At 27.4% G+C, this 19,983-nt stretch carries 16 protein-coding genes; all 16 read right to left on the bottom strand.

What is annotated here, in order from left to right; genetic code table 11:
• Positions 1 to 77 precede the first annotated feature (77 nt).
• The gene (locus BN854_RS01840; RefSeq protein WP_026656573.1) at positions 78 to 1,070 is read right to left on the bottom strand and encodes an AEC family transporter; all 993 of its coding nucleotides are present in this window, start codon (positions 1,068 to 1,070) and stop codon (positions 78 to 80) included.
• Positions 1,070 to 2,362 carry an adenylosuccinate lyase gene (gene purB, locus BN854_RS01835; protein WP_026656563.1) on the bottom strand — a complete coding sequence of 431 codons (1,293 nt, stop codon included), beginning with the start codon at positions 2,360 to 2,362 and terminating at the stop codon, positions 1,070 to 1,072. Before purB ends, BN854_RS01840 begins: the two co-directional genes overlap by 1 nt.
• 118 nt (positions 2,363 to 2,480) lie before the next feature.
• Positions 2,481 to 3,419, bottom strand: a complete 939-nt coding sequence (locus BN854_RS01830) for an ABC transporter permease (protein ID WP_026656554.1) — start codon at positions 3,417 to 3,419, stop codon at positions 2,481 to 2,483.
• Entirely contained in the window at positions 3,409 to 4,335 is a 927-nt protein-coding gene (locus tag BN854_RS01825; RefSeq protein WP_026656546.1) for an ABC transporter ATP-binding protein, read from the bottom strand. The genes BN854_RS01830 and BN854_RS01825 overlap by 11 nt, the downstream gene beginning before the upstream one ends.
• Complete coding sequence (locus BN854_RS01820) at positions 4,310 to 5,113, bottom strand: glycosyltransferase (RefSeq protein WP_026656538.1); 804 nt, start codon at positions 5,111 to 5,113, stop codon at positions 4,310 to 4,312. The genes BN854_RS01825 and BN854_RS01820 overlap by 26 nt, the downstream gene beginning before the upstream one ends.
• Positions 5,114 to 5,212: 99 nt before the next feature.
• Positions 5,213 to 5,635, bottom strand: coding sequence for an HIT family protein (locus BN854_RS01815; RefSeq protein WP_026656530.1), 423 nt, complete (start codon positions 5,633 to 5,635; stop codon positions 5,213 to 5,215).
• A 63-nt stretch (positions 5,636 to 5,698) separates the two neighbouring features.
• Complete coding sequence (locus BN854_RS01810) at positions 5,699 to 6,541, bottom strand: DegV family protein (RefSeq protein WP_026656523.1); 843 nt, start codon at positions 6,539 to 6,541, stop codon at positions 5,699 to 5,701.
• A 125-nt stretch (positions 6,542 to 6,666) separates the two neighbouring features.
• Positions 6,667 to 10,851, bottom strand: coding sequence for an alpha/beta fold hydrolase (locus BN854_RS01805; RefSeq protein WP_026656514.1), 4,185 nt, complete (start codon positions 10,849 to 10,851; stop codon positions 6,667 to 6,669).
• A 20-nt stretch (positions 10,852 to 10,871) separates the two neighbouring features.
• Positions 10,872 to 11,615, bottom strand: coding sequence for an InlB B-repeat-containing protein (locus BN854_RS01800; RefSeq protein ID WP_026656506.1), 744 nt, complete (start codon positions 11,613 to 11,615; stop codon positions 10,872 to 10,874).
• 13 nt (positions 11,616 to 11,628) lie between these two features.
• Positions 11,629 to 12,375, bottom strand: a complete 747-nt coding sequence (locus BN854_RS01795) for an InlB B-repeat-containing protein (protein ID WP_026656498.1) — start codon at positions 12,373 to 12,375, stop codon at positions 11,629 to 11,631.
• A 350-nt stretch (positions 12,376 to 12,725) separates the two neighbouring features.
• Positions 12,726 to 13,460, bottom strand: a complete 735-nt coding sequence (locus BN854_RS07635; RefSeq protein ID WP_026656490.1) for a transposase — start codon at positions 13,458 to 13,460, stop codon at positions 12,726 to 12,728.
• 242 nt (positions 13,461 to 13,702) lie between these two features.
• The gene (locus BN854_RS07630) at positions 13,703 to 14,224 is read right to left on the bottom strand and encodes a transposase (protein WP_026656483.1); all 522 of its coding nucleotides are present in this window, start codon (positions 14,222 to 14,224) and stop codon (positions 13,703 to 13,705) included.
• Between the two features lie 208 nt (positions 14,225 to 14,432).
• A complete protein-coding gene (gene ahpC / locus BN854_RS01785; RefSeq protein ID WP_026656345.1) occupies positions 14,433 to 14,996 on the bottom strand; it encodes an alkyl hydroperoxide reductase subunit C in 564 nt (187 codons plus the stop codon).
• A gap of 32 nt (positions 14,997 to 15,028) precedes the next feature.
• On the bottom strand, positions 15,029 to 15,583 hold the full coding sequence (locus BN854_RS01780; protein ID WP_026656338.1) for an AAA family ATPase: 555 nt from the start codon (positions 15,581 to 15,583) through the stop codon (positions 15,029 to 15,031).
• A 21-nt stretch (positions 15,584 to 15,604) separates the two neighbouring features.
• Positions 15,605 to 18,655, bottom strand: coding sequence for a UvrD-helicase domain-containing protein (locus BN854_RS01775; RefSeq protein ID WP_026656329.1), 3,051 nt, complete (start codon positions 18,653 to 18,655; stop codon positions 15,605 to 15,607).
• Complete coding sequence (locus tag BN854_RS01770; RefSeq protein ID WP_026656320.1) at positions 18,645 to 19,874, bottom strand: PD-(D/E)XK nuclease family protein; 1,230 nt, start codon at positions 19,872 to 19,874, stop codon at positions 18,645 to 18,647. The genes BN854_RS01775 and BN854_RS01770 overlap by 11 nt, the downstream gene beginning before the upstream one ends.
• Between the last annotated feature and the right edge of the window lie 109 nt (positions 19,875 to 19,983).

The raw sequence follows: 19,983 nt of genomic DNA, 5'->3' as shown, positions 1-19,983 counted from the left end.
TTTCCTATCCCATATGACTGAGATAGAAAAGTATCATTACTATTATTCTAAGATGGCATTTATGTCATCTTTTTATTTTAAATTAAACCTGAATACTTAAATATCATTGTGACTGTCACGATCACAAATATTGAAATAATAGATGTCCATACAACGATGTTTCCTGCTAACCTTTCATCTTGTTTCATTTGAGCTGCTAAGCTAACTGTTGATACGGCACTCGGAGCACAAGATAAAGCAATTAATGCTGGATATCCTATTTCACCAAAAGTTAAAATATTATAATGATGTAATAAAACAGTTATCCCTAAGATTAAAACAGGAGAGATTAGATTTCGTAATAAAACAGTTATAACAATACTCTTACCTTCAACCTTATTAGTTTTAAATCTAAAACCTGCACCTAATATCAGTAAAGCAAACGGTGTTGTAATTGAAGCTATCATTTTTATACCTTTATATAAAAAAGGCGCCGTTGAATCTATCTGTAAAAAAGTTAAATAGGGTTTCAGTAATAAAACAACAAGCCCTGTAAGTACACCAATGATTACTGGATTTTTAATAATATTTAATAAGACTTTTTTAATTGATTGGTTATTAGCATCTTTTGGGGCATAATAAGATAATGATAATATCGATAGAATGTTTGAAATTGGTATTAAAAAGGCTGCCAAAACTGCTGCATGAGCACTTGCTTGAAGACTGCCAAGTTCTTTTGCTAAAGGTACTCCAATAATTCCAAAATTAGGTCTAAAGGCTGCTTGTAAAACTACTGCTTTTTGTTTTCTATCTTTTATTGTTAAGATAACTACTATCATTCCTACAAGATAAATAACTATTAAAGCTCCTAATGCATATATAATAAACCACCAATTAATGTCATTAAAGCTAGCAATATTAAATATTTCAAAAAATAAATAAATAGGTAGCCCTGCTTTAAAAATATATTTATTGCTTTGTTTAATAAAATTGTCATCAATGATTTTTAGTTTAAATATTAATTGTCCTAATCCGATGACTAATAATAAGGGTAATATTTGATTTATGGTAAAGATAATACTTTCTAACATTAGATAAGTCCTACCTTTTTATAAATGTACTCAATATTTTTAAAATAATAACCCAAAGTAAAACAATCTTCTAATTCCTTTTTTGTTAAAACATCTAATATTTTATTTTCTATTAATAGATCAAAAAAATCTATATTTTCTTCATAAGCTTTTATGGCTACTTTTTGAACCATATCATAGGCCTTTTCTCTACTAAACCCTTTTTCTATTAGGGCAGAAAGCACTCTTTGAGAAAAAATCACACCATGTGTTTTATATATGTTTAAAAGCATTTTATCTTTTCTAACAATTAAATCCTTTAAGGTCTTAGTATAGCGATTGAGCATATAATCTAAAAGCATTGTCGCATCCGGTAAAATAATTCTTTCTGTACTAGAATGACTAATATCACGTTCATGCCATAACGCAATGTTTTCATTAAATGTTGTTACATATCCTCTAAAAACTCTTGCACATCCTGTAATATTTTCTGAGGTAATAGGATTTTTTTTATGTGGCATAGCTGATGAACCCTTTTGATTTTTATCAAAATATTCAGAAACTTCGTTGACTTCAGTTCTCTGTAAGTGTCTTACTTCTAGTGCTATTTTTTCTAATAAGCTTGCGATTAAATTAAGTGCTTGCATATAAAATGCATGTCTATCTCTTTGAAGAACTTGTGTAGAAATATGAGCAGATTTTAATCCTAATTTTTCTGCTACATATTCTTGAATAAATGGATCTGTATTAGCATAATTACCTACTGCTCCACTTAACTTAGCAACTTCAATTTCATTTCTTGCATATTTAAAACGCTCTATATTTCTATTTAATTCATCGTACCATAAAGCCCATTTAAGACCAAATGAAGTAATATCTGCATGTATGCCATGTGTTCTTCCAATACATGGTATTTCTTTATATTCAAGAGCTTTTTCTTTTAAGACTTCTTTTAGTTCATATAAGTCCTTTTCAATAATATCATTGGCCTGTTTTAATAAATAACTGTTTGCAGTATCTACAATATCAGTTGAAGTTAATCCGTAATGAACCCATTTTTTTTCATCGCCTAAACTCTCTGAAACTGCTCTTGTAAAAGCAATCACATCATGTTTAGTTTCATTTTCTAATTCATATATTCTTTCTAAATCAAATGTCGCATTTTCTTTTAATTTGATTAAGTCTTCTAGCGGTATCTTACCTAGTTTTTGAAATGCTTCTGAAGCAGTTAGTTCAATCAGTAAAAAAGTTTTAAATTTATTTTCATCTGTCCATATCAAATGCATCATATCGCGCTTATATCTATTAATCATAGTGCCACATCCTTTACAAAAATAATTATATCATACTAAGCCCTTTCAATATAAAATAAAAAAAGGAGTTAATTAAAAACCCCTTTTAAATTTAGATAGATTGATTGTTCTAGATAGACTACTTTTTCTTAATCCATTTATTGATAACTAAATATGCAATAAAGAAAACAAAAATAGAAGCCGTTAAGTATAAATACATATGAGAACTATTAATTTTAGCCCCAAATATTTGAAGGTCAAATCCATATGTTCCTTTTATTTGTTCAATGAACTCTGGAGAAATGCCTTCAGGAAGTGATTCAATCATTCTTTTCATAAAAACTGTTCTAAACAAGCCAGTCGAATGTGATCCTGGAATCAGATTAGCAAAATTTTGAATGCCTTTTGGAAGAATTGAAACTGGTAAGTAAGCCCCAATTAAAAAACCAACTAAGGCACTAAATATACCTGTAAATGATGAAGCTGCTGATGTCGTTTTAAAAAAGGTTGTAATACACATTAAAACAATTACAGCAGATAGTGTAGAAAGTATTAAAATACCAAATAATGAGAATAAATCTAAAAATGTAAATCCTACACCTGTTGCGATAATAAGATAAATAATTCCTATAATTAAAAATAGAAAACAGATAACAAAAGTTAGGATAAACGCTGAAATAAAATAGCTTAATGTTAAATTAACTAATTTTACTGGCGATGCAGTAAAGTCATCAATCACTCTTCTTTCTTTATCTGAGATTGCGATAAACATACTATTTAACGCAACTGTTAAAGAAGATATTCCAACTATTCCAGATAGCATCCATGCATGGGTAATAGATGAAATTGATTTTCTTGATACTTCTACGCTCTCTGGTAAATTATTAGCAATCATATCTACTTGGAATTCACCCATAAACAAGATATATATAACTAAAATTAAAACCGGAGCTAACATTGAAAATAAAACACTTGTCTTATTTTTTAAGAAAATTCTCATATTTCTTTTTGTTAATTCCCAAATATTATGTAAATAATTTCTGACATTATTAATTGGTTCGAGGTGTTTATTCTTCATTTTTTACCTCCAACTTCTTACCAGTAGCATTTAAGAATACTTGGTCCATATTACCTTTTAATATTTCAAAGTTTGATAAGAGTTCTTTATTCTGATTGATAATTTCTAGTGCATCTAAAGAATCTTTAACTTTGACTAAATAGATACCTTGGTTATACGTATAGTCTTTTTCAAATTGTTTTAATATTTGATCAATTTTTTCATCTTTTTTATTAATAATTCTTAAAATATCATTTGCATAGATATCTTTTAGTTCATCTGGAGTTCCTTCAGCAACTATTTTTCCCTCATCAAGAATGACTACATGGTTAGCATTAACTACTTCTTCCATGTAATGTGTTGTTAAAAAAATAGTGAGTTCTTTGTCTTTCATAAGTTTATCCAACATTTCCCAAACGGCAATCCTTGTGTTAGGGTCTAATCCTGTTGTCGGCTCATCTAAAAATAGTATTTTAGGTTCATGTAATAATGCTCTAGCAATATCTACTTTTCTTTTTTGTCCACCAGATAACTGGCCATATTGTCTATTTAAAATACTTTCTAACTCTAATATTTCAGTTAAGTATTGAATTCTATTGTGCGTCTGTTCTTTTGTTAAAGGATATAAACTAGCTCTTGATAAAAGATTTTGTAAAACTGTTAATTGGAGATCTAAAACTGATCTTTGAAAAACTATACCAACTTTTTCTTTTATTTTATTAACATCTTTATCTAAATCTAGCCCATCAATCATAATCTTTCCACTATCTTTTTGTATGATAGAACATAATATATTGATAGTCGTAGATTTTCCAGCGCCGTTTAATCCTAAAAAGGCAAATAAACCGCCTCTTTTAACTTTAAAATCAATGCCCTTTACAGCTTGAAAGTTATTATATGACTTTGTTAAATTAGTTGTCTGTATAATATAATCCATTGATTTTCCCCTTTCGTTCTAATTCATTAAATTCTTTTTTTAATTTTTTATAAAAAGAATTACCAACGATTTTTTCAAATATAGAAAAGATATGTTTTCCTAATAATTTTCTAGAAACTTTGGCAATACTTGTCCCTGCTTTTTGAGACTTATTATGCCAACTTGTCCCATAATAATGGATACCATAAGTATGGTTAGTTATTTTCTTTTTTAGTGTCATATAATTAATAGGAAAAAAATAATCTTCCGGCAATAATAAAATATTGTCTAATACTTGTTTTTTACCATTAGGTTTTAATCCATAATATTTTCTTAATACAGCTGTAAACGCATGTACTGTTAATGGATTAGTATTAAAAGTAATTTTATTTTCATGATCGTATCTAGCATATATTTTTTTTAATACTTCATGATGTTTTTTAGCAGCTAAAACAGCTGTTCCAAACCAGTATTTGCTTTCATAACATAAAAACATATCATAATCTAATAAATCATCCAATGGTTTTGTTAGCTCTAAATCAGTGTCTAAATAGATCCCCCCATACTGATATAGCGCCCATACTCTTATAATATCTGATGCGTATGCCCAATTTTTTTCTTCTAGTGCTTTTTTTACTTGCGGATGAGCATCTACATCAAAATTATCTTCATTCCATTCCATGATTTCATACTCTGGACAAAACTTTTTAAAACTTTCTATGCAGTGTTTTGCAAGATCGTTTTTTTCTTTTTTTCCAACCCATACATAATGGATTATTTTAGGTATATTTGTTTTCATATTTAAATGATATCATAATATCAATTTTTTAACAATTATTAACATTAAAATAAGGCTTAAATAAAACTTAAAGAGCCCTTTTTAAAGAGCTCTTTATGCTTATTTTTGATATGCTTGTTTAATTTTTTCTGCAACTTTTTCGCATTCTTTTTCATCTACTAAAACACCAGTGTTCATAGTAAACATTCCACCCCATTCAGCACCATCTTTATATTTAGGTACTAAATGAAAATGCAAGTGCCCGCCAGTATCACCAAATGCACCATAGTTAATACGATCTGGGTGATAAGCTTTTTGAATTGCCTTGGCAATATCTGAAACATCTTTTAAAAATGCATTTCTCTTATCATCAGATAAGTATTGAATCTCTGCTTCATGTCCTTTATAAGCAACAATCATTCTACCAGGTTTAGTTTGATCTTTAAATACGATAATTAGTGAGTTTTCTGTTTCCCATGCAAGATATCCGAATTTTTCTAATAATTCATTTTTCATGCAGTATGAACAATTCTCATTTTTCATAATTCTACCTTCTTTTTTAAGTTTACTCTTATTATAGTAGATATCTATTAAAATTGATAGGGCTTATTTAAAAAATGAAATACCAACTGACCCTAGTCCTAAATGAGCCGCAAACACACTTCCGATGGCATCAAAATAAAAATCTTTACATCCTAGTTCTTTTTCTAATAAATCTCTGACTTCATATGCTAATTCTGCATTATCTGCATAACTAATATAAATCGTTTGACTGGTATCTTGAATCATCTTTTTAGCTTCTTTAATCAGTTCTGTTATTGTTCTTTTATATCCAATAACATTTTTAAAGTTATTAATTTTACCTTCTTCTATTTTTAAGATAGGATGAATTTTTAATACATTACTTACTAAGGCTTTAACTTTTGAGACTCTTCCACCTTTAACTAATTGTGATAAATCATTGACCATAAAAATAAATCCGGTTTCATATGTAAGTTTGTTAGCATAATCTACTGCCTCATCAAATGAAGCACCAGCTTTTATTTTATCAACTAGTTTAAAAACTATTATACTTGATGAAAGGGATCCTGTTTTAGAATCAATGATAGCTATTTTAGCGTCAGGATATATCTCTTTTATTTCTGCTAAAACTGTGTGAGCAGCATTATATGTACCTGACATTTCTTTTGAGAACGCAAAAAATATAAATGGTTGATTGATTTTTGCATAGCTTTCAAAAACTTCATATAAATCTTGGTATCTTGGTAGTGATGTTTTTATGTTTTTATTTTCTCTTATGTATTGATATACTTCTTTAACATCTATGTTTGTTTTATCTAAGTATTCTTTTCCTTCAACAAATACTTGAAGAGGAATCATTTTAATATCATTTTCTTTTAAGTATTCAGGTTTTAAATCTGAAGTACTATCCACAACAACTTTAATCATCTTTATAACTCCTTTTTTTGCTTATAACTATTATAAGAATTACCAGATGATATATCAACCTACTAAACGTAAATTGTAAAATAGAGTGATTTTATTTTATCTACTGTGAGTAGAATTATACTTTTTTAACAATATATAATTTCAAATCCAGGATTTATAGGTGGGGTGTCATGCACTGGGCAAGATCCTCCATTTCCATTACTTTCTACTACTCTTCCAGTAACGTTAACTGATATAATATTATACCAATCATCGTTACTCCAACCACTTGCATCAAACAATATGAATATACTATCATCTGTGAATCTGCTTATATTGCATGAAATTGTTAAAGTTCTTGTTACACTTTTTGATCCCTCTTTATGGTCATATTCTTCAGAATAAATGTGGTTTGTTTCTTTTAAACTATCACTGATATAGATATGTTGGTATCCATCACTTTTTTCCCACATTGTTAAGGATATACTAATAATGATATTTTCATACCCATTTCTCCTAAGTTCAGTTATGGTGTATCCAGTGTAATCTTTAATGTTTATCACGTCATAATGATTTTTAGTTATACCCTTGTCAGTAATTAGTCTTTCTCCTCTATTATATGAAAAATCAATTGACCACTTAGCATAGAAATAAGCATTACCTGCACTTCCTTTGTTAATTTTATTTTTTGAAGTCGTATAATAAGAACTTGTATACCATCCTTCAAATTTAAATCCCTTTCTAGATATATTTTCTAGAGTTATTTCACTTTCTATATTATATGTTTTTGGCAATCTATTTGAATCAATTCGATCCACATTATAGTAAGTAATATCATATTCAGTTAACTTCCAGTCAATATATAAATCTAAATTAGAAATAACCGTTATCTTTGTTCCAAATGAAAAACTACGATTATCGGAATCTTTCCAAGTTGAACTTTCGTAATAATTTCTAGTTTTCTCAGGCAGTGTAATTGGTTCACCAAATTCTATTAAAATTTCTTCTTTTGGTGTAATGTTATCATTATAGTTAAGCACAACTTTAAAAGTTTTTTTACTCCATTTTCCATAGAGCGTTTTGTATTTAATAATTTCTTTAGGGTCATTTATTTTTGTTGATTCATCATAGTTTGAATCATAATAAAGCCCATTAAAATCATATTTATCATCTTCTCTTGGATAGAACAATTTAAAGCCATCTTCCATCACTCTTTTGTATGTGTATTTTTTTATATCATAATTACTATTATCACCGTTTGGCACGTGATTCATTATTTTAACACTATATACTATTTCTTTTTCTACAAGTTCAATTGAACTGTAGCTTCCATCATAATTTTTGGTTTCTAACTGACTTAAATCATACTCATATCCAATACTAGGTTTTGGTAATGTGAATACACTATTTCCATTGACATAAAATTCATTATTAATAAAATTATAACTATCCCCGATAACTAATCTATATGTATATATAACTTTATTACCTTTCATTATTTCTAAGTCTTTTTTATCTTTTGTTTTTAAAGTAATTATTTCGCCAGTGTAATTCCACACTCCACTTTTTTCATAGACTTTACCGTCAGCACTATACCACTTTTCCGCATTTATCGAACCGTTATCTATATTGTATGGTTCTCCATAAAGAAAAGTCTTAGTATCGCTTTTTCCATTGTCTACAAGAGTTACCTCTGTTTTTAATATTTCTAGATTATCTCTTATGTCAAGATGTCCATTTTCACTTAATGTATTTATATAAAGAGAGTTTGGCATTTTTACACTTACTTTGCCTTTATCAATAAATCCATATTCTAAAACAGGGTTTCCTAAAAGAATAATTTTTTCTAATTTCGTTGCTTGATAGAATGCATTAGTTGCAATACTTTTTACTGATTTTGGTAGTGTAATTTCCTTAACCTCTGTATAGGCAAATGAATTTTGATCAATACGATTAATTGTAACTGGAATATCATACGCTTCTATTTTTTCTTTAGATCCTTTATATTTAACTAATGTATTTCCTAAAATAGCATATTCGACTTCTTTGTCTAACCACTTTGTGCCAGAAAATGCATTCAATCCAATCTTTTTAATATCAAGAGTTTCAATATTTTGTAGATTTCCACTTTTTTCAAATGCCCTTGCACCAACTTCTATAGTTTTATTTAAATCAATGCTTTTTAAAAACTGATTTCCTATAAAACTTTCTGTAGCAATATAAGACACACTACTTGGTACTCTAAAATATTCATTATTTTTCCCCTGGGGATAAATGAATAAAGTAGTTTTATCTTTATTATATAAGACATTTTCATCTACTGAGTATACCTTATTTTGATTACTTAATTCTAAGGAATTGAGATTTTCACACCCCATTACGAAGTTATTTTCTATACTCTCCAAATTATTGGGTAATGAAATTTTCTTAAGCTTTTTATTATTTTCAAATACTGATTTTTCAATTTTTATCACAGTATTTGGAATACTAATATTTTCTAACTCGTGATTATCATAAAAGGCCGATTCTTTGATTGTTTTAAGTCCTTCAGGCAATTTAACATCAACTAATTGTTTATCTCCTGAAAATAAGTATTCGTTTAGTTCAGTTATTTTAGTTTTAGATAAATCAATCTCTTTAAGATTTTCCATATTTGAAAAAGCAGATTTACCTATATTAGCCACAGTACTAGGAACTATTACTTTTGTAGCCTTTGAAAAAGAAAAAGCATTCTTATATATTCTTACAACAGTTTTCCCCTCTATTTCTTGAGGAATTTCTACTGTTTCTGATCCAGATCCTAAATAGTTAACAATTTCTACTTCAGAATCGTTAATATGATATAGTTCATATTTATTATTAGTTGCACTATTCATTTTAATATTTCTTACTACATAACCAACAAAATCAATATCTCTTGTTTCCATATTATGTACTACAGTAAAAGTATTGCTTGCCAACTTATTGGGATTTGAGTTTTTTGTATTAAATTCTTTTTCATACTTATTAAAACCAAGGTATTCTAAATCGCCTTTTTCACCTATTTGTGAAGGTAGATCTACTAAAACGTCACTATAGTACATATACTTAGCAAAAAAATGTTTTTTTCGTATCTGAGATTGCATATGAGCAATAATTATTTTTGTTTGAGGTATAGTTTTCAGAATATCATCTATTCCCAAAAATGAATCAGAAAATAAACCATAAATTTTAAAAGACCATTCTCCTGTAGATATTATTCCTTTTTCAAGTGACAACAAAAACTTTTTCAATTTTTCTTTATCTAAATTTTTTTGAAGAGTCTCTTGAAGTCTACTCATAAGTTCTTCTATTAAGTAATCACTTGATACAAATAAATCCACTAGTGAATTTAAACTAGAATATCCACCCAGTGCATGAACATTAATTTTATAGTATTTACGGTGATAATTATCATTCCAACGATTATAGTATTTTTCAATTTTTTCTGTATCATTTATATCTTGATACATGCTTTTTGAAGCTTCTCCTACACCTAGTTCTTTTCCAAGTCTTAGTGTCTCAGATCCAAAATATGGTGTTCCAAAACTAAATACTGAGTGAACTAAATCTGGATGATCAAGAGCGTATTGTAAATTAGTAATTCCACCTCTACTATGTCCAATTAAATTAACTTTAGGTAAAATATTTCCATTTAATTTTTTTATATCATAAATAACCTTGCTAGCAAGATAATTAAATTCTTCATATACATCATTATTTGGTCCAGTTGAAGCTTTTCTTGAAGATTCAAAAACAATTATTGTATGTTTAGATATATCAGTAATGTGAGACTCTTTATAAGGACTTGAGGTATTAATATCATATACTCTCCCTAGAACTGTTGTTTTATCTATGTTTTGTTTGTTCAAATTCACCATATGACTATTTTTATTCTCATCAAATCCCGCAAAAAAGATATTAGAGTCTGAAAGATAGCTTAACATGGAAATAATTGAGTCTTCGGTATAACTAAACTCTTCCTTAACTTCTTTAGATATTTCTGTTTCATTTAATCCATATTTTTTGTATTCTTCAAAACCTGTTAAATTACTCCAGTGACTAGCACTTCCTCCTAGACCATGCGTAATAAAAGTAACTAATGGTTCACTATTTGAAACTTTATTTAAATTAGGATCCTCTATATTATAAAGTGAACCTTCTTTTGATAGTCGTGTTTTATCATAATTATATGTATTAGTTTCATTGTAAAGTATCTCATTGCCTAAATCATTCAACTCATTACCATATGTAAAACTAAGTGTTGTAATAGCAACTACTATTAATAATATTGTACTATAAATTTTTTTCATCCTTCTTATCCCTTTTCTATTTATTTTTTATTCCATCCTGCATAAAGAATAGTTTCTTCGTATACATATTTTTGATTGTCATCATACTTCTTTTTATTAACCTTGTCTTCTTTAAAATCCCATAAATTAAGACACTCTTTTTCTTTATACCATCCTTTAAATTCATAACCTTCCCTTGTTGGATCTTCTGGTATAAAATCTATTAACTCATCATCATAATCATCTATAAAATAAAAATCTTTTTTGAGTGTTTCTTCATAGTTTAGTCTATATGATAGGTTAGCCAAATAAATTTTACGGTCGTAATCTGGCTCAGATGTTCCATCATTAGCATGGTAGATTCCAGCTTTTTCCATACTATAAAAGTCTTTTGGATCAATAATTCCAGGTGCATTGATACTTATATAAAAAACTTTATTTAACTTAGGCAGATTTTCAAGACTCAAAACATTAGTATGTCTGTTGCTAGTCCACATTATATATACTTTTTCAATATTTTCACTTTCTAACTCCCCTTCCAAATGGGGTGCTACTGGAAATCGTATAGGACGTCTTCCTATTCTAACTTTTACGTCTTTCACTCTATCTTTTAAAACAATATGTTTCTTCTTTTTACCTTCTTCTGTTACACCTATAATAGAATTGTAAGCACCTTCTTGATAATATATCATATCATCTTCTTCAAAGGTACGTTCTTTTTCATTACATCCAACAAGTGCTAATGATAATACTAAAGTTAAACATATGATTGCTATTTTTTTCATTTTCTAAGTCCTCCTAATTTTTCTTATCCCATCCTGCATAAAGAATAGTTTCTTCGTATACATATTTTTGATTATCATCATACTTCTTTTTATTAACCTTGTCTTCTTTAAAATCCCATAAATTAAGACACTCTTTTTCTTTATACCATCCTTTAAATTCATAGCCTTCTCTTATTGGATTTTTTGGTATAAAATCTATTAACTCATCATCATAATCATCTATAAAATAAAAATCTTTTTTGAGTGTTTCTTCATAGTTTAGTCTATATGATACATTAGCAAAATAAAACCTGCATTCATAATCTGGCTCAAATATTCCATCATTAGCATTATACACACCATCCATATCTATACTTTCAAAGTATTTACGTTCAATGATTCCAGGTGCATCGATACTTATATAAAAAAATTTCTTTACCTTAGGTAGATTTTCAAGACTCAAAACATTAGTATTTCTGTTGCTAGTCCACATTATATATACTTTTTCAACATTTTCACTTTCTAACTCCCCTTCCAAATGGGGCGCTACTGGAAATCGGATAGGCCTTCTTCCTATTCTTACCTCTTGGTTTCTAACTTCATCTTTTAAAATAATATGTTTCTTCTTTTTACCTTCTTCTGTTAGACCTATAATAGAACTATAGTCTCTTTCTTGATAATATATAATGTCATCTTCTTCAAAGGTACGTTCTTTTTCATTACACCCAACAAGTGCTAATGATAATACTAAAGTTAAACATATGATTGCTATTTTTTTCATACTTATATTCCCCCACAGAACTTGATTTGAATTATGTTTCTATTATAATTGTCAGAATTGTTTTTATCAAGTAATATTATAATTTGTTTACACATATAGACAAATAAAGAGCATAGTGCCTATTTTTAAGCATTAATAAACTAGATTCATTTACACAAACTATTTTACGCTATGAAACTTTTATAAATAAAAAAGGGACTGTAAAGAAATGAAGTAATTCACTACTTCAGAACTTAACAGTTCTTTTTTTCTTATATCTACCGTGAACTATGTGGATAAAATCAAAAAACATCTATTTTTAAGCATGATAAAAGAAGATTCTATTAAAATCTTAAGTTTATTGTGGATATCTATTCTGTTATTCTATACTTTTTATTATGATATTTTCTTAAATTATATCCAATAGCTGTTAAATAAAACTCCATTTTAACATTATGAGTTAATCTTCGTCTAAATCTTCTTACTTTAAATGCTTCTTTAATCACTCCAAAGGCACCCTCAACTTGAATTGACCTTTGAACTCTTAATTCAATTCCTAATGGTGATGTAAGATTTTTAATCACCTCTTTTTGGTATGTAAGATTTTCATCATTAATCTCTTTACGCTTACCATTTGGTAATTCATATACATCATTACCTCGATTATTTCTATACAGATACTTTAAAGTATCTCCATTAGGTGTTAAATAATCATTACCTTCTTTAGTAAGGTTAAATGGAAAATATGGATCTTTCATTCTTTTTTTGTCATGCGTATCTTTAGCATACATTGCATATTTTTGATAAAGCTCCATATCGTTTAGTTTTAAATAACGATAATTCGTTAATCCACCATATCCAGCATCCGCTACTGGATATTTTGGATAGAAGTCATAACTTTTCTTAAATCCTTCTAAAAAAGGAATCAAAGTTTTATAATCACTACGTTCTTTATAGATATCTAGATGTAGGATATATTCATTTGATACACCAATTTGTATATTATACCCTGGTTTTAATTGACTATTACGCATATGATCTTCTTTCATATGCATAAAAGTCGCGTCTATATCTGTTTTAGCATATGAGTTTCTATCGTTACCCATAATCTTTAAATGTCTTTGATATTCTATTAACTTAGCTAAATATTCTAAGATATGTTCATAATCTCTTTGTAAAGTAGTTTTTCTTTTTCCTTTACCATATTTAAACTCTATTAATTCCCTATCTATCTCATTAAGTAGAAAGTCTTTGATGCTATTTAAATTATCAGTGTTATATGTTTCATGTATTGGAAAGAAGATATCTGAGTCTTCATATCTTTTATTTAAGGATTCTATCTGTTTGGTTATTTTTTATATAACTTATCTCTAAACTTTTCAATAGAACCGCGCCATGTAAAACTATATTTATTAGCCACCGATTCTATTTTATTACCATCTATATATAATTTATCTGTATCAATAGATTCTTTTTTTATTAAGTACTTACTTAGTTCATAAAAGATTTCATCTATTCCTTTAACTAAGTATTTATCCATAAAGGTTTTTATTGTTTGATGACTTGGCATTAATTCATCTGTAAGCCACATGATTCTAATATCATTTTTAGCAGCTTTTGCCATATCTCTTAAGGATTGAATCTTTTCCATTTGACAAAACATGATCAGTTTTAACATTTGAACCGGATTATAACCCATACGACCTCTTGGATCTTTTGAGCTATTTAAGTATTTTTTTATCTCCAATTTTCTAAATACTTCATCAAATGTACGAACTTCACTATCAAAAGGAATTTTTATGTCTAATTGTAGTGGTAATTTTAACTGTTTTGGGTTAAAATTATGTTGTATATTTTGTTGTGTTTGCATACTATAATTATACCAAAAAACCGCCCTAGGATTCTAGAGCGGCTTTTTTGTTTTATAGACTGTTACTTTTATTTCGTTACAGTCCCTTTAATTCTATTTTTCTATTTTGATTTTACTTGACTTTCTAAAAAATTTACCTAGATAATACCCTAATGTCAACAAGATACTCCAGTTATAAAGCCAATAATAAAAATCAAAAATGAATCCACTATAATTTTCCTACTAAATCAATATCAGGAGTTAATGTTTCATCTCCTAATGTCCAGTTAGCTGGGCAAACTTGATCTCCGTGTTCATATACGAATTGAGACGCTTCTACTCTTCTAAGTAAGTCTTTAGCACTTCTACCAATTCCCATATCATTGATTTCGTATGCTACAATCACACCTTCAGGGTTAACTACGAAGCTTCCTCTTAATGCTTGCCAATCTTCTTCTACTAAAACATCAAAATCTTTAGCTAGTTTTCCAGCTGGATCTGCTAACATTGGGAATTTAATACCTCTGATTTTTTCTGAAGCATCATGCCATGCTTTATGTACAAAATGTGTATCTGTTGATGCTGAGTAAACTTCACATCCTAGTGCTTGAAATTTAGTATAGTTGTTAGCTAAGTCTTCTAATTCTGTTGGACAAACAAAACTAAAGTCCGCTGGGTAAAAAACAATTACACTCCACTTTCCTTCTAATGCTTTTTCATCCACTTCTATGAATGCATCATTGTGATAAGCATTTAACTTAAATGGAGAAACTTTTTTTCCTATTAATGCCATTTTTTTCACCTTCCTGTTTATTTATACTTATATTATACATTTTTATTTATTGTTTTCAATTTTAACGACTCTTGATATACTTCATGAATTGTTTTAGCCACTTCATTTAAATCATGTTTTTCATTTTCAATTAATAGATCAATGTGTGTGATATGCTTAACTTCAAAAATAGTTCTATCATTTAAAATTCTATTACTAATACTTTCTTTTTTATCTAGTCTTTTTTCCATTCTTTCTTTTCTAAGATTTTCACTTGTTTGAATGTAGATGACATAGATATTTCTTTTTTGTCTAATGAGTTCATTTACCCCTTTAGGTTCTAGAATAGCGATGCCATTTTCAATAATATCTTTTACTTGAAGACCATAATAATTATCTTGATAGACTGCACTTTCTGCAAATCTATTTTCTTCTTTTAGTTCTAAAAAGTGTTCTTTAGTTATAAAATGATAGTCTATTCCATCTTGTTCATTTACTCTTTTTTCTCTAGTAGTAGTTGTCACACACTTTTTATAGCCGTATTTAGATGTTAGAATGTGGGCAATTTCTGTTTTTCCGCTTGCGCTTGCGCCTACTAATACAATCATTTTTATAATCCTTCTTATTTATTATTTAACTTCTTTTAGCTCTTCTTTTACCATGGAGTATAAGAATTTTTTAATCTCTTTATTTGGGTATATGAGTCGAATATACTTTTCATAACTTTCTAACTGATTTTTATATTTATCAACTGATATATCATTTGTTTTATAGTCTATAATATGAACTTCATTTTCATAAACTACAACCATATCAATAATACCTTTGTATAAGATTTTACTTTCTGTGTACATAAACTCTAACTCTTTATGTATTTGAAGTGCATCTTTTAAATTCTTACCAGCAAAGATAGTTTGATTAAACTTTTTAATTTTAGGGATATTTGACTCTAATGTGGCATATTCATATGTTTCATGTAGGAGTGTCCCTTTTTTTAAGTTTTGTCTTTCATTATTTTCAATTAGACGATTAACTGATAAAGATGCTTTAGGCTCTTCTTGTTCATAACTGTTGAATTTAAAACTATCATCAACTAGATTATCAATTTGTTTAGGATAATACTCATTTGTATCTCTTAATTTTTTATAATAGTCATTTTGTTTTAAAAATTCAGTATGTCTTCTTATATTTTCTTTTTTAATTAATGATTCAATATTATTTTCATATAAGTAATCTGTAAATGATTCTAGATTAGAATAGTCACTTTTTCTGGTCGTTATAAGATAAAGAGCTTTTTTAGGTCTTGTTGAGGCAACATATAATAATCTCATCTCTTCTTTTAAGGCTGAAGCTTTTTCTTTTTCTAATCCTTTATTTTTGATCATTTGTAAGATATTATCATATGTGATTTGTTGGGCTGTGTCTTTAAATTTAGCTTGTAATAATAACTTTGACTCTTCACTATATTTAAATTTTTTAATTTTATTACCACTAAATTTTTTATTTAATCCACAAACAAATAACGTTTCATATTCTAAACCTTTAGATTGATGAATATTTGTTAATCTAACGCTATTTTCTTCTTGGTCTTGTAAAACAGTCAGACTCAAATTTATATTATCATCATAGGCTAATTGATAGATATACTTAACAAAATCTTCACCAATGATATTAAGATCAGATAACGTCTTTGAAATATTATAAAGATATTCTATTTGATATTCTTTATCTTCTTTTTTGGTTGCGTAAATAATTTTTTCATAGATTTGAAACTCTTTTACCATTGTGTCAACAATTTCATAATTTGTTTTAGTATAAATAGCTTCATAAACTTTATAACACTTATCCCATATTTCTTTTTCTATTTCTAACTTTTTATTGTTCTTTAAATTAGTACTATCAATTAATTGGTTAAATAGTTTAAAATCATCATATCTAAATAGTTCACTTCTGGCAATTGAAAAGTAATTAAATCTTTTGTCTTTATAGTTTTCTTTTGTTGTTTCTTTAATTTCTAAGCTTAATGCTAAAATGTTTGCCATTAGTTTTAATAAATAACTAGATTTAATTCTTTGATCTACTTGGACTTGTAGTGGGATATCTAAATACTTAAATACATCTTTAAATACTTTAAAGGCTTGTTTATTTCTAAGAAGAATTGCCGCATCCTTATAATCTTTTAGTTTTTTTTCTTTTATTAATTCTTTAATCTTATGCCCTATCACAAATGCTTCTTCCACTGGGTCATTTTTAGATTTATCTTCATCTTCTGTATATAACTCTTCTAAAAAAACATCAGAAGATGTATCATTCATATCATATGCTTTAGATCCGCTTTCCATATGATGATTATCTTTATAATCAATATCGTATTTTTCTTTATTATCTAAGATATTAACAAATAAACCATTGACAAAGTCAATAATTTTTTTAGAACTACGATAATTAGTAGATAGAGTAATAGACTTAATGGTTTCTAATTTCTTAATAAATGTTTCAGGCTTGGCGTTTCTAAATTTATAAATGCTTTGTTTAATATCCCCTACATAAAGTACATGAATGTCTTCATTATCTTTAATGAGCATTTCTAAAAACTCTGATTGGATACTTGAGGTATCCTGATATTCATCTACAAAGACATACTTAAATCTTTCTTTTAATCTTTCTAAAGTACTTTTATTATTTTTAAGAATTTCATTTAAAAAATTGGCAATATCATTAAACTCATATTTATTTGTTTCTTGTTTAAAAAAGTCGAGTTTTTCTTCATATCTTTTTAAAAAATCAATTAAATTTTTTGCATATTCTATTTCAGTTTGATAGACAAAATCAATATCTTCTACCATAGGCTGTGTCTTAAATAAATCTTTATATGGCTTAAGTATTTTTTCTATTTTCTTTTTATCAAAAACAGAGACTTCTTTCCACTTGGATTTTTTACCTTCAAAAAGTGGCTTTTCTAAAATGACTTTATCTAAATAATCAGAATAAACAAATATCTCTTCTAACATTTCTTCATTTGAATAAACAAAATCTAGTGAAATATCTTCTAGTCTTTTTCTTAAGCTTTCAGAATCAAATAACTTTTCTTGTAAAATAAGTGCTTCTGGTTTAATATCATCAATCTTTTTTGATTCTGTTAATTTTTCATATACATTAATCACATCAAGGATAAAGCTTTCTTCGTTTGTCTTATCCGTAAAGGTCTCTATAAAAGTATATAAGCTGCTACTTTTTTCATTTAACATAATATCTAGCATGATTTCTGAGACGATTTTCTTTTTAGTAGACATGAAAACAGCTTGATCTAAAAGCTCTATATTTGAATCTAGTCCAATCAATGAGGCATTTTGCTTAACATAATTATAAGCAAAGGCATCAAAGGTTGAAATATTTGAACTATCTATTTTATTTGCTAGTTGAATTAAATGAGCTTTTTTCAAGTCTTTTTTAATTCTTTCTTTCATCTCGGTTGCTGCTTTTTTAGTAAATGTTAATACTAAAAAGGCATCTAAACTTTTCCCATCTTTTAGCAAGTTAACTACTTTAGTAACTAATGTTTTAGTTTTACCACTACCAGCACCTGCAGGGACAATTAGTTCTTTGGAATCATCAATAACGACTAAAGCCTGTTTGTCATTAAGACCATATTCATTCATTATATCTTCTTTAGTCTTCATTTTCATCATCCCTTTCTTCATTTGTGTTAAAGTATGCAAGTGCTTCATAGATGGAATAGATCGTTTCTTCTAGATCTTCTTTTTGATTCGTATCTTTTCTTACAGTAATAGGGAAGTCTGCATTAAAGATATCATTTTTAGTTTGTTCTAATAATTTTTCTATGAGTTCATATAACTTATCTAGTTGTTCTAACGAAATCATTCTATCTTTACCAGTTGTGTAATATACTTTATCTAATTCGCTTGTTGATAAGGCATTAAGTTTTAAGTTCTCTTCAAAGTAACTATAAAAAGCTAAATCTTTTAACTTAAGATTTGAGTTTTCTTTTTTAATAAAGTATGCATAGAAAATAAGTTGTAGTAAATTAAGTGCTGAAAGGCTAATTTCTTCTTCTTTATTTTCTGATAATAAAGCTTTAAAAATTTCAATAATTTTATCATAGTGGAAAGCATCTTTGCTTGAAGTTTTATAGTCAATAATAGAAAAACTATTATCAGGATACACCTTAACTAAGTCAGCTCGTCCATTAAACTCATTTATTATTACTTCTTTTTCTAAATAAAGTTCTTTAGAACTAATATTATCTTCTAGATCAATTAATCGTTCTAAGGCTCTTGTAATATATGATTTATTTTTATGAATATAAAATTGCATTTTAATTAATAATTTTTCTGTTTCATCAAGCTCATTGATATTCTTATTTTTTAAATTAACAATGAATTGAATTTCTTTTTTAAAATAGACTTCAAAAAAGTCCTCAAAGTAATCTTCATAAGTAAAGCCGTCCATATCTTTTTTAATAATATAGTTAATAATAGCTTCATTAAGCTCTTTATCATTTGAAAAATCACTATTTCTGATTGTTTTTTCTTCATACTTTAAAACCATTAAAACTTCAATTAAAATATGAAAAAAGTCTCCTAAATATAAATTAATTGATTTTTTAAATGTGTCTAGACCAAGTACCTTTTCAATATAATAAATAAAAGGAACTTTAAAATATGTAGTCAATGAGGTTGGAGTTAGACTGACACCCTTGTTTTTTATATAGTTAATAAGGTGTGTTTTTTGATCTTGGTTTAAAAGAAATGCTCCTGTAAAATCAGTTAATAGACTTCCTTTATCTTTATTTGAAAAATAAGTCTTATAGTATTCTTTAGAAAAACCATGTCTAATATCTTCTATGTTTATTTTAGTATAAGGTTGATTTTCAAGCATTAAATCTAAGGTAAGATCGCTTGGTGTAAACTGTTGATATTTATCCTTTTCTGGATATGAAAGATACTCAACAACATTTAAATGAACAAGTTTTCTTAAGTAACCATTG

The organism is Alteracholeplasma palmae J233 (assembly GCF_000968055.1).
GTDB classification, from domain to species: Bacteria; Bacillota_I; Bacilli_A; order Acholeplasmatales; family Acholeplasmataceae; genus Alteracholeplasma; species Alteracholeplasma palmae.
This window is presented reverse-complemented; position numbering and strand designations above follow the sequence as displayed.

What these genes read in the sequence shown, in the direction of transcription:
- BN854_RS01840 (WP_026656573.1), bottom strand. Translation starts at nt 1,070, where the DNA reads ATGTTAGAAAGTATTATCTTTACCATAAATCAAATATTACCCTTATTA.
- purB (WP_026656563.1), bottom strand. Translation starts at nt 2,362, where the DNA reads ATGATTAATAGATATAAGCGCGATATGATGCATTTGATATGGACAGAT.
- BN854_RS01830 (WP_026656554.1), bottom strand. Translation starts at nt 3,419, where the DNA reads ATGAAGAATAAACACCTCGAACCAATTAATAATGTCAGAAATTATTTA.
- BN854_RS01825 (WP_026656546.1), bottom strand. Translation starts at nt 4,335, where the DNA reads ATGGATTATATTATACAGACAACTAATTTAACAAAGTCATATAATAAC.
- BN854_RS01820 (WP_026656538.1), bottom strand. Translation starts at nt 5,113, where the DNA reads ATGAAAACAAATATACCTAAAATAATCCATTATGTATGGGTTGGAAAA.
- BN854_RS01815 (WP_026656530.1), bottom strand. Translation starts at nt 5,635, where the DNA reads ATGAAAAATGAGAATTGTTCATACTGCATGAAAAATGAATTATTAGAA.
- BN854_RS01810 (WP_026656523.1), bottom strand. Translation starts at nt 6,541, where the DNA reads ATGATTAAAGTTGTTGTGGATAGTACTTCAGATTTAAAACCTGAATAC.
- BN854_RS01805 (WP_026656514.1), bottom strand. Translation starts at nt 10,851, where the DNA reads ATGAAAAAAATTTATAGTACAATATTATTAATAGTAGTTGCTATTACA.
- BN854_RS01800 (WP_026656506.1), bottom strand. Translation starts at nt 11,615, where the DNA reads ATGAAAAAAATAGCAATCATATGTTTAACTTTAGTATTATCATTAGCA.
- BN854_RS01795 (WP_026656498.1), bottom strand. Translation starts at nt 12,375, where the DNA reads ATGAAAAAAATAGCAATCATATGTTTAACTTTAGTATTATCATTAGCA.
- BN854_RS07635 (WP_026656490.1), bottom strand. Translation starts at nt 13,460, where the DNA reads ATGGGTAACGATAGAAACTCATATGCTAAAACAGATATAGACGCGACT.
- BN854_RS07630 (WP_026656483.1), bottom strand. Translation starts at nt 14,224, where the DNA reads ATGCAAACACAACAAAATATACAACATAATTTTAACCCAAAACAGTTA.
- ahpC (WP_026656345.1), bottom strand. Translation starts at nt 14,996, where the DNA reads ATGGCATTAATAGGAAAAAAAGTTTCTCCATTTAAGTTAAATGCTTAT.
- BN854_RS01780 (WP_026656338.1), bottom strand. Translation starts at nt 15,583, where the DNA reads ATGATTGTATTAGTAGGCGCAAGCGCAAGCGGAAAAACAGAAATTGCC.
- BN854_RS01775 (WP_026656329.1), bottom strand. Translation starts at nt 18,655, where the DNA reads ATGAAGACTAAAGAAGATATAATGAATGAATATGGTCTTAATGACAAA.
- BN854_RS01770 (WP_026656320.1), bottom strand. Translation starts at nt 19,874, where the DNA reads ATGCTTGAAAATCAACCTTATACTAAAATAAACATAGAAGATATTAGA.